Annotated in this window: 8 protein-coding genes and 3 pseudogenes; 5 read left to right on the top strand and 6 right to left on the bottom strand. The window is 67.8% G+C overall.

Annotated elements, in window-relative coordinates; genetic code table 11:
* On the top strand, nt 1–360 hold a 360-nt coding region (locus A5658_RS27255), incomplete at its 5' end, for an MmpS family transport accessory protein (protein ID WP_255361301.1).
* Nucleotides 360–983, top strand: coding sequence for a DUF2561 family protein (locus A5658_RS01675; RefSeq protein WP_156751202.1), 624 nt, complete (start codon nt 360–362; stop codon nt 981–983). The genes A5658_RS27255 and A5658_RS01675, both read left to right, overlap by 1 nt.
* Nucleotides 984–1,072: 89 nt before the next feature.
* Here A5658_RS01675 and A5658_RS01670 read toward each other — a convergent pair whose 3' ends face one another.
* From A5658_RS01670 to A5658_RS01655, 4 genes are read right to left on the bottom strand one after another with little or no spacing between them, the layout of a single operon-like run.
* The gene (locus A5658_RS01670; protein WP_067330297.1) at nt 1,073–2,770 is read right to left on the bottom strand and encodes a cytochrome bc complex cytochrome b subunit; all 1,698 of its coding nucleotides are present in this window, start codon (nt 2,768–2,770) and stop codon (nt 1,073–1,075) included.
* Entirely contained in the window at nt 2,767–3,945 is a 1,179-nt protein-coding gene (locus A5658_RS01665; protein WP_067330301.1) for a ubiquinol-cytochrome c reductase iron-sulfur subunit, read from the bottom strand. Before A5658_RS01665 ends, A5658_RS01670 begins: the two co-directional genes overlap by 4 nt.
* On the bottom strand, nt 3,942–4,775 hold the full coding sequence (locus tag A5658_RS01660; RefSeq protein WP_067330294.1) for a cytochrome c: 834 nt from the start codon (nt 4,773–4,775) through the stop codon (nt 3,942–3,944). Before A5658_RS01660 ends, A5658_RS01665 begins: the two co-directional genes overlap by 4 nt.
* Before the next feature lie 29 nt (nt 4,776–4,804).
* Nucleotides 4,805–5,416, bottom strand: coding sequence for a heme-copper oxidase subunit III (locus A5658_RS01655; protein ID WP_082992876.1), 612 nt, complete (start codon nt 5,414–5,416; stop codon nt 4,805–4,807).
* Between the two features lie 143 nt (nt 5,417–5,559).
* On the opposite strand from A5658_RS01655, the gene trpD reads away from it, so the two are divergent.
* On the top strand, nt 5,560–6,648 hold the full coding sequence (gene trpD, locus A5658_RS27250; protein WP_082992875.1) for an anthranilate phosphoribosyltransferase: 1,089 nt from the start codon (nt 5,560–5,562) through the stop codon (nt 6,646–6,648).
* Here trpD and A5658_RS01640 read toward each other — a convergent pair.
* Nucleotides 6,586–8,403: pseudogene (locus A5658_RS01640) on the bottom strand (DEDD exonuclease domain-containing protein); the annotation flags it as partial. The gene trpD and the pseudogene A5658_RS01640 overlap by 63 nt on opposite strands.
* 117 nt (nt 8,404–8,520) lie before the next feature.
* On the opposite strand from A5658_RS01640, the gene A5658_RS01635 reads away from it, so the two are divergent.
* Nucleotides 8,521–8,772 carry a hypothetical protein gene (locus tag A5658_RS01635; RefSeq protein WP_067330282.1) on the top strand — a complete coding sequence of 84 codons (252 nt, stop codon included), beginning with the start codon at nt 8,521–8,523 and terminating at the stop codon, nt 8,770–8,772.
* Between the two features lie 131 nt (nt 8,773–8,903).
* Nucleotides 8,904–9,953: pseudogene (gene ripC / locus A5658_RS01630) on the top strand (peptidoglycan hydrolase RipC); the annotation flags it as partial.
* Here ripC and A5658_RS29240 read toward each other — a convergent pair.
* A pseudogene (locus A5658_RS29240) lies at nt 9,945–10,021 on the bottom strand (hypothetical protein); the annotation flags it as partial. The pseudogenes ripC and A5658_RS29240 sit on opposite strands and share 9 nt — an antisense overlap.

The raw sequence follows: 10,021 nt of genomic DNA, 5'->3' as shown, positions 1-10,021 counted from the left end.
CCCCCGGCCCCAGCGCCTGAGCCGTCGCCCGCACCGGCGCCGGCCCCGGCTCCGCCGCCGGCACCCGCGCCCCCACCCGCGCCGCCCGGGCCCAAGCAGTACACGTATTCGGTGACCGGCACCAAGGCGCCGTTCGACCAGATCACGATCACCTATACCGATGCCTCGGGGATGCGGCGGACACTGTCCAACGTCTACATCCCGTGGACCATCACGCTCACCCCGATCTCGGCGTCCGACGTCGGCTCGATCGAGGCGTCCAGCCTGCTGCGGTTGAGCAAGCTCAACTGCAAGGTCACTGCCAGCGACGGAACGGTGTTGTCGGCCAACGAGAACAACCAGCCTCAGGTCAACTGCTGATGACCGACAAGAGCTCCCACGCCTGGGGGACGCGCGGCAAGGTCGCCGCTGCGACTTCCGATCGCATCCTCATCGGATCGTGCGCGGCCGTCTGGCTGGCGCTGGTCGGGATGAGCGTCGCCGCGCTGGTCGCCTTGATGGACCTGGGTCGGGGCTTTCACTCCGCGAAGGGTAATCCGCACACCTCGTCGGTGCTTTACGCGATCATCATCATCTCCGCGCTGATCATCCTGGCGGCGATTCCCATGCTGCTGCGCGCCCGCCGGATGACTCGGGAGGCACCGGCGGCCCGCTCGGCCGGCTCACCGGCGCGAACGGTGAGTGCACGGTCGATCAGGTCGGGGCCGATGGCGGGTATGTCCCACGGCGCCACCGAGCGGATCGCCCCGCAACGGCCGGCGCTGCCCGACGCCGAGGTCGATCGCTTCTGGCTGCGCGGCACCGTCGCGCTGATGGGGACCATGGGCGGGGCGCTGCTTGCCGTGGCCGCCGCGACGTATGCGATGGCGATCGGCCACGACGGCCTTTCGTGGACCGGCTACGCGATCGCCGGCACCATCACGCTGGTGATGCCGCTGGTGCCCTGGCGTCAGGTGCGTCAACTTCGCGGCATGCTCGCCTGATTCTGTTGCCGCTCAGGCAAATTCGACTGGTCCGAGGCATGCAAATGATCGCGGCTCCGGTTACCCGAAGCCGCGATCAGCCGAGCTTTTTAGTGGTGGCCGTTCGTCGAGCCGTGGCCGTTTGACGAGCCGTTGCTGCCGTCCTGGTGCTCCCGCAGCGCGGTGAGGGAGCGTTGGTGAGAGGCGTGGGCGGCTTCGGACAGAGCCGCGTCCTCCTCGGCCGGGTCGGCGTAGAGGAAGCTGCCGGAGCCGGGGGAGCCGCCGGAGCCGAGCTTGTTCATCTTCACCGGGACCGGAGCGCCCTGGTACTCCAGCGGAATCGGGTGGCCGTGGTCGTCGACCGGGCCGAGCGGCTGGTGCAGCTCGATGTAGGCGCCGTGTGGAAGCCGCTTGATAATGCCGGTTTCGACGCCGTGCTCGAGGACGGCGCGGTCGCTGCGCTGCAGTCCGACGCACCACCGGTAGGTGATGAAGTAGACGATCGGCGGCAGCACGACCATGCCGATGCGGCCGATCCAAGTCGTCGCGTTCAGCGAGATGTGGAACTTCAGCGCGAGGACGTCGTTCATCGCCGACAGCGTCAGCACCATGTAGAACGCGATGGCCATCGCGCCGATGGAGGTTCGCACCGGCACGTCACGGGGACGCTGCAGCAGATTGTGGTGGGCGTGGTCGCCGCTGGCCATCTTCTCCAGGAACGGGTAGACGATCAGCAGCCCGAAGACCACTCCCATGAGTATCGCCACCCAGACCACGGCCGGGATGGTGTGGCCCATCGGGTAGAACTCCCAGGCCGGCCAGATACGGGCCAGGCCTTCGGTCCACATCATGTAGAAGTCGGGCTGAGATCCTGCCGAGACGTGAGATGGCTTGTAGGGGCCCAGGTTCCAGATCGGGTTGATCTGCAGCAGACCGCCCATCAGACCGAGCACACCGGTGGTCAGCGCGAAGAAGGCGCCGGATTTGACGGCGAAGACCGGCATGACGCGGACCCCGACGACGTTGTTTTCGGTGCGGCCGGGGCCCGGGAACTGGGTGTGCTTCTGGAACCACACGAACGCCAGGTGCAGACCGATCAGCGCCAGGATGATGCCCGGCAACAAGAGAATGTGCAGACCGTACATCCGCGGAATGATGTAGCCCGCCGCGGTGCAGTCGTCTCCCGCACCGCCACACGGGAAGTCACCGCCGAACAGCGCCCAGTGCAGCCAGGTGCCGATCACCGGCATGCCCATCGTGATCGACGAGAGTGCGGCGCGCAGGCCGATACCCGACAGCAGGTCGTCGGGCAGCGAGTAGCCGAAGTAGCCCTCGAACATGGACAGGATCAGCAGCAGCGAACCGATGACCCAGTTGGCCTCACGCGGCCGGCGGAAGGCACCGGTGAAGAAGATGCGGGCCAGGTGCACCATGATCGATGCGGAGAACAGCAGCGCCGCCCAGTGGTGGACCTGGCGGACGAACAGGCCTCCGCGCACCTCGAAGCTGATGTCGAGCGCCGACGCGAACGCCTTCGACATCCCCACACCACGCAGCGGCTGGTAGACGCCGTTGTAGGTGACGTCCTGCATGGACGGGTCGAAGAACAGCGTCAGGTATACGCCGGTGAGCAGCAGCACAATGAAGCTGTACATCGCGATCTCGCCGAGCAGGAACGACCAGTGCGTCGGGAAGACCTTGTTGAGCTGGCGGCGGGTGGCGGCCGACAAGTGGTAACGCGAGTCGACAGCGTTACCCTGGTCCGCCATGATCTCGCCGATGCTGGGGGGACTCAGTTTCGGACTCATGTTGTTTTGCGCTCCCAGAATGCCGGTCCGACAGGTTCGATGAAATCGCCGTTGGCGACTAGGTACCCCTCGGCGTCAACGGTGATGGGCAGTTGGGCCAGAGCGCGCGCGGCCGGGCCGAAAATCGGCTTCGCGTAGTGCAAGGCGTCGAACTGCGACTGGTGGCACGGGCAGAGGATGCGATAGTCCTGCTGCTCATACAGCGATGCGGGACAACCCAGATGCGAGCACACCTTCGTGTAGGCGAACAGCTCACCGAAGTTGAAGCTTTCCTGGCCCTTCCGCTTGACCACCTTGGGCAGGTCGATGGGCTTGATGCGGATCAACATCACCGGGTTTCGGACGGCGGCCAGGATTCGCGTGAGCTTCTCGTGTGATTCCACCGTGGTGCCGTCGCCGTCGGACTCGCGCCACGGGAAGACGGTCTCCATCCCGCCGGCGTCGAGATCCTCGGGGCGCATCTTGATGAACGGCGCGCTGGACTCCTCGCCCGTGGCGCGGGCCAGGTAGATGGTTTCGCCGTGGTAGCGGGGTGTCCAGCCCGACGTCCACAGCACGGCCTTCTTGCCGTCGGCGGTCTGCACGACCGGTTTCCACGGGTTTTTGATCAGGCCGCCGGCAAACGCGACCAGGGTGCCGAGGCCGAAGGCGCCGAGGCCCGCGCCCAGCGACAAGCCGATCAGTTTGCGCCGACGCAGGGTGGAACCCTCGAAGGCATCGGTCAGGTTGGCGGCGACCGTCTTGCGGTCGATCTCATCCGATCCGTCCGCGCCGTAGTGGCGATCCTGGATCGAAATCTCTTCCGGGATAAACCTTTTCTGATACAGCACCGCACCGATCGCGATGCACAGCACCGAACCGCCGAATGTCAGGCCATAAAGTGGGGTGGCCAGCGAGTACGCCAGGTTGCCCGACGAACCCTCCGGCTGGTACTCCCAGGGCCAGAACAAGAACACCAGCAGCAGCGCCAGCCCCAGCAAACCGCCGAGCAGAAGCCAGATGGCGACGAGGCGCTCCGAGCGCTTCTCGGCCTTGGTGCCCTCGACCGGCCAGCGCGGCTCCTTGAAGACAGTTTCGACGCCGTCGAGCCTGCCGCCCAACGCGACGAGTTCCTCACGCGACATCGCGCTCAGTTCGTCCTCGGTGGGGTGGGTGCCCTTGTGTTCGTCTGTCATGATCGCGCCCCAATCCACAGCGCCGCACCGATGAGGGCGACCATCCCGACGATCCAGATCACCATGCCCTCGGGCGCGGGGCCGAAACCGCCGAGGCCGTTTCCGCCCTGGCTGCGAGTCTCGGTCACGTTCTTGACGTAGGCGATGATGTCCTTCTTGGCGTCGAACGAGAGCTGGCGGTCGGAGAACTTCGGCATGTTCTGCGGCCCGGTGCGCATCGCGGCCAGAATCTGCTGCTCGTTGGCCGGCTCCAGCTCGGGAGCGAACTTGCCCGACGACAATGCGCCACCCTTGCCGGTGAAGTTGTGGCAGGACGAGCAGTTGAGCCGGAACAGGTCACCGCCGCGGCCGAGGTCGTTGCCGCGCAGCGAGCTCATCGCGAGGCTGCCGTCGGCGTTGCGCTCGACGGTCGGGCCGCCGCCGTTGGCCTGCACGTAGGCGCCGAGGGCATCGATCTGCGACTCGTCGAAGATCGGCTCCTTGCGCATCGCCTGGGCTTCGCCGCGCACCGCGGGCATCCGGCCACTGGATACCTGGAAGTAGACCGCGGCTTCGCCGACGCCGATCAGGCTGGGCCCGCGGTCCGGCACGCCTTGCAGGTTGGCACCGTGGCAGGTCACGCACGAGGTGTCGAAGAGCTGCTTGCCGTTGCGCAACAGGGCCGACGACGACTCGTCGGCAACGGCCACCTGCGGGCTGGGCGTCAGGACGGCCGCAAGTCCGCCGGCCACCACGAGGGCGAACACCAGCAGCAGTCCAGCCGACAGCCGGCGGTGCAGGCGACGACGCGCCCGGTCACTCAGCGATCGGGTCAACCCCAGTTTCTTCAACCGAGCACTCCTGTTCTCTGCCCTGCTGCTCATCGGATGAAATAGATCGTGGCGAACAGCGCGATCCAGACGATGTCGACGAAGTGCCAGTAGTAGGAGACGACGATCGACGCGGTGGCTTGCGCGGGGGTGAACTTGGTCATCGTGGTGCGGGCCAACAGGAAGATGAACGCGATCAGCCCGCCGATGACGTGCAGCCCGTGGAAGCCGGTGGCCAGGTAGAACACGCTGCCGTAGGCGCTGCTCGGGATCGTGGTCCCGTGGCTCATCAGGTGGTAGTACTCGTAGGCCTGGCCGAGGACGAAGAACAGTCCCATCCCGAAGGTCAGCAGATACCAGCGGCGCAGCCCGAACACGTCCCCGCGCTCGGCGGCGAACACCCCCATCTGGCAGGTGAACGACGACGCGATCAGCACCAGCGTGACCGGCACTGCCTGATACAGGTTCAGCTCGGTCGGGTGCGGCGGCCAATTGCCGGCGGCCTGCGCCCGCGCGGTGAAGTAGAACGCGAACAGTCCAGCAAAGAACATCAACTCGCTGGAAAGCCACACTATGGTGCCAACACTGACCATATTCGGGCGGTTGAGCGAATGTACTCGCGCCGTGATTGCTGTACCCGAGGTCCCTACCGCACTCGTCACATCCGCAAGTATGACGCTTTGTAGTTGTCGTCCTCTACCCGGGGCGGCAATTTGGCGCGTGATATTCACATCCCTTTGACCGCTCATGCCAGGCTCAACCCTGGCTGCCGCAGCGGCCCTGACGCCGTGGGAGCATTTGCAGCGTGGCGGCGTCATCGTCGGGGCCCTCTGACCGGCCCCCTGCAGCGGCGCTGTCGTGGCCGCGGGTCCTCGAGGTTTTGACCTCGGGCCGGGATCTGCCACGCGGACAGGCGGGTTGGGCCATGGAGCAGATCATGACGGGGTCCGCGACACCGGCGCAGCTCGCGGCCTTCGGCGTGGCGATGAAGATGAAGGCGCCGACTGCGGCGGAAGTGGCCGAGTTGGCCGACGTGATGCTGCAGCACGGCCGTCGCCTGCCCACCGAGGCGATCGGGACCGACACCGTCGACGTGGTCGGGACCGGCGGCGACGGCGTCAGCACGGTCAACCTGTCCACAATGGCGGCGATCGTGGTGGCGGCCACCGGCGTCCCGGTGGTCAAACACGGCAACCGGGCGGCGTCGTCGTTGGCCGGCGGCGCCGACACCTTGGAAGCGCTCGGCGTCCGCATCGACCTGGACCCCGCCGACGTCGCGCGCAGTGTCGCCGAGATCGGAATCGGGTTCTGCTTCGCGCCGCAGTTTCACCCGTCGTATCGGCACGCGTCGGCGGTTCGGCGTGAGATCGGCGTGCCAACGGTTTTCAATTTGCTTGGGCCGCTTACCAATCCGGGGCGGCCGCGGTCCGGGCTGATCGGCTGTGCATTCGCCGACCTGGCCGAGGTGATGGCCGGAGTTTTCGCGGCTCGGCAGTCCAGCGTGCTGGTGGTGCACGGCGACGACGGCCTCGACGAGCTGACCACCACCACGACGAGCACGATCTGGCGGGTGCAGGCCGGAACGGTGGACAAGCTGAAATTCGATCCCGCCGGCTTCGGGTTCGCCCGCGCCGATATCGAGGACTTGAAGGGTGGGGACGCCGTCGCCAACGCCGAGTCGGCGCGTTCGGTGCTGGCCGGCACCACGGGTCCGGTCCGCGACGCGGTCGTGCTCAACGCCGCGGGCGCGATCGTGGCCCATGCCGGGCTATCCAGCCGCGCCGAGTGGTTGCCGGCGTGGGAAGACGGCCTCGGCCGCGCTACCCAGGCGATCGACAGCGGGGCGGCCGAACAGCTGCTCGCGCGTTGGGTGCGGTTCGGTCAGCAGCTCTGAGTCGCGGCCGGCGACCGCCTGCTCGGCCGCCACCCGCGCTGAGCGCGCCGCCGCCGCCCATCCGGCCCACGGGCCGGCCGACCGCAGCGGCGAGCACCAACCTTGGTCGCCGCTGGTCCGCACGATGCGCACCCCCGGGGTCGACAGCCAGCGCGCGATCAGCGCCGTCTCCTCGACCAGCGCGCCGCCCAGCGGCGCGGCCTGGGGCAGGATTACCTGCGCCCCGGCCTCGATCGCCTCGACGACCGGCATCGGCGGAACGCCGCGGCGGGCGGTCCCGGCCGCCGCGAGCTGACCGTGCCGGACGACGGCAAGCTGCCAGCCGCCCGCGCCGTCCGGCGCGGCGGCCACCAGCTCCGGCAGCGCGGCCAGCGCGCGCAGCCGCTGACCGCGCCATAACACCTCGACGGTGGCGACCGTGTGGTCGCGCAACCGGGCCGCGCTCTCGTAGCGCTGACGCCCGGCGAGCTCCGCGATCCGCCGGGCGGCCGCCGCCAGCACCGCGTTGTCCAGACCGTCGATCAGTGCAGCGGCGGCGTCGACGGTCGGGCCGTATTGCGCCGCGGTGACGTCGCGGCCGGCTGGACACGGCGACACTTCCAGTTGCGGGCAGGCCGGACCGTGCAGCGCCGCCCGGGCCAGCCGCCTGGTGCACGTGCGCACACCGGTGAAGCGCGCCAACAGGTCTGCGGTGTCGACGGCGTCGGCGCGGGATCGAAACGGGCCGATCGCGCGGTCGTGGCGCGGCGTGCGCACCGCCGAAAATCGGGGAAAGGCTTCGTCGCTCAGCACCAGCCACCACCAGCGTTGCGGAAATCTCGACCGGCGGTTGTAGGGCGGCGCGTGGGCGCTCAGCAGCCGCAGCTCCCGCACGCCGGCTTCGAGCGCATGCGCGCATTCGACGTGCTCGACCCGGACGGCAAGCGCAACCATCTCTTTCATCCGGGTCCGCTGATCTGACCCGTTGAAATACTGACTTACCCTGCGCCGCAAGTTAATTGCTGTGCCGACGTAAAGCACTTCGTCGGCCGGACCGTGGAACAGATACACCCCGGGCCGTCTCGGGAGACCTTCCGCGAGCACCCGTTTGCCGCGTTGAGCCGGTGGCACGTTGGGCAGATAGGACCGCAACTCGGCGTAGCTGTGAATGCCCTGGTTGCCGACTCGCTCGATCAGTGCGTGCAGCACCTCGACCGTGGCCCGGGCGTCGTCGAGCGCCCGGTGGGTGGGCTCGCTGGCGACGGCGAACAGCTTCGCCAGGGCCGCCAACCGCACACTGGGCGCCTCTTCGCGACTCAAGACGCGGCGGGCCAACTGGACCGTGCACAGCGTCGGCGGCCGCGTCCACGGGATGCCGCACTGATCGGCGGCGGCCCGCAGAAAGCCCATGTCGAAGCGGGCATTGTGGGCGACCAACACCGCGCCGCGGGCGAACTCGAGGAACATCGGCAACACGGCGGCGATCCTCGGGGCGTCACCGACCATCGCCGTGGTGATCCCGGTCAGCTGGACGATCTGCGGTGGAATGCTGCGCTGCGGGTCGACCAGGGTCGCAAACTCGCCCAGCACCTCGCCGCCGCGGACTTTCACCGCGCCGATTTCGGTGATGGCGTCGGCGGGCCCACCGTCGCTGCCCCTCATCCGCCCGCCGGTGGTTTCCAGGTCGACAACGACGAAAGTGGTTTCGCGCAGCGATATTTCGGCCGCCCCGTCCAGATCGGGGAGGCTCAGCTGCTCGGCGGCGGGGGCGGCCATGGCGGCGACATTAGCCAGATGCACCGACATCGCCGGCGGCTCACGCCCACAACTTGTCGGTGCCGGCGGTTAGCGTCGCAGACGAGACCGATCGACACGACAGAAAGGAGCGGCCAGATGGCGCTCAGCAGCGAGCCTGAACGGACGGCGGTCGTTCCGCCCGACTCGGCAGAACCGGTGGTCATCGACTGTGACGACTGCGCGGTCCGCGGTCCCGGATGTCGGGATTGCGTCGTCAGCGTGATACTCGGGGTACCGGAAACTTTGCTGGAGGACGAACGCGCGGCACTCGAGGTGCTTGCCGACGCGGGGATGGCACCGCGACTGCGCCTGGTGCCCATCCATCGCCCGCGACCGGGCGTCGCCTAACGGCGTTAGCTTGAAATCTTGCTGTTTTCTTAACAATCCAGAGTTGGACAACCTCGAAGCCGTTTCGTAACCTATCTGAGACCTAAAGCAGACCCGGCTGTCGCGCCGGCGGGTTTTAAGGATTCAACGTTTTGCGAAAAGGGCTAAAAGGTGGACGCGTTTATTTGCGCGTCGCTCAGCGCGTGACTGTTGCCGCGCTAGCCGGATTCGTCGCTCTCTCCGGGGTGGCCGCCAGCGATGTGCTGGCCGATCCGGCCAACGATGGCATGGCAAAGCTCAACGAGCTGTCGAGGCAGGCCGAGCAGACCACCGAGGCGATGCACAGCGCGCAGCTCGACCTCAACACCAAGCTGGCAGCGCAGAAGGCCGCCGAAAAGAAGCACACCGATGACGTCGCAGCGGCGGACGCCGCGAAATCGAAACTGGCAACCTTCCAGGCTGGCGTCGACAAGTTTGCCGCCGCGATGTACATGGGCGGCCGCACCGACGGCATGAGCGCGATCATGACCGCCGAATCGCCGCAGCAGTTGATCGGCAAACTGGCCGTGTCGCGGGTGATTTCCACCGCAATGCTGCAGCAGATGGCAACCTACCGCGCCACCCGTGAAGAGGCCGCCAAAGCCGAGAAGGAATCGGCGAAGTCGGCAGCCGACGCCAAGACCGCGGCCGAGCAGGCCGCAGCGGTGCGCGCGAGCCTGCAATCCAAGCAAAGCCGGCTGCAGTTGCAGATCGGCATCGTCAAGTCGCAGTACCTCGCGCTGAGCCCGCACGAGCGCACCGAACTGGCCGCGCCTGGGCCGCCTCCGCCGCCGGCCGCGTTGGCCGCCGCCGCGGCCCCGGCTCCCGACGCGCTGCCGCCCGGTGGCGGACAACCCGGTGGACCGGGCGCCGGGCCCGGCTCCGGTCAGGGCGCGATCGCCGTTCAGGCCGCACTGACGCGGGTCGGCGACCCCTACTCGTGGGGTGGCGCCGCGCCCGGTGGATTCGACTGCTCGGGCCTGGTGATGTGGGCGTTCCAGCAGGCCGGCATCGCGCTGCCGCACTCCAGCCAGGCGCTGGCACACGGTGGACAGCCGGTCGCGCTGTCCGACCTGCAGCCCGGTGACGTGCTGACCTTCTACTCCGATGCCTCGCACGCGGGCCTCTATATCGGTGACGGCCTGATGATCCACTCGTCCACCGTGTGCCAGCGCCTGGCTGGAGTGCGGCAGCGCGGCCGGCCTGCTGGAACGCCCACATCACCAGGCCC

It is taken from the genome of Mycobacterium sp. 1245111.1, assembly GCF_001673405.1.
Lineage (GTDB): Bacteria > Actinomycetota > Actinomycetes > Mycobacteriales > Mycobacteriaceae > Mycobacterium.
This window is presented reverse-complemented; position numbering and strand designations above follow the sequence as displayed.

Coding starts and splice junctions, on each gene's coding strand:
- A5658_RS01665 (WP_067330301.1), bottom strand. CDS start 3,945: ATGACAGACGAACACAAGGGCACCCACCCCACCGAGGACGAACTGAGC.
- A5658_RS01635 (WP_067330282.1), top strand. CDS start 8,521: ATGGCGCTCAGCAGCGAGCCTGAACGGACGGCGGTCGTTCCGCCCGAC.
- A5658_RS01670 (WP_067330297.1), bottom strand. CDS start 2,770: ATGAGTCCGAAACTGAGTCCCCCCAGCATCGGCGAGATCATGGCGGAC.
- A5658_RS01675 (WP_156751202.1), top strand. CDS start 360: ATGACCGACAAGAGCTCCCACGCCTGGGGGACGCGCGGCAAGGTCGCC.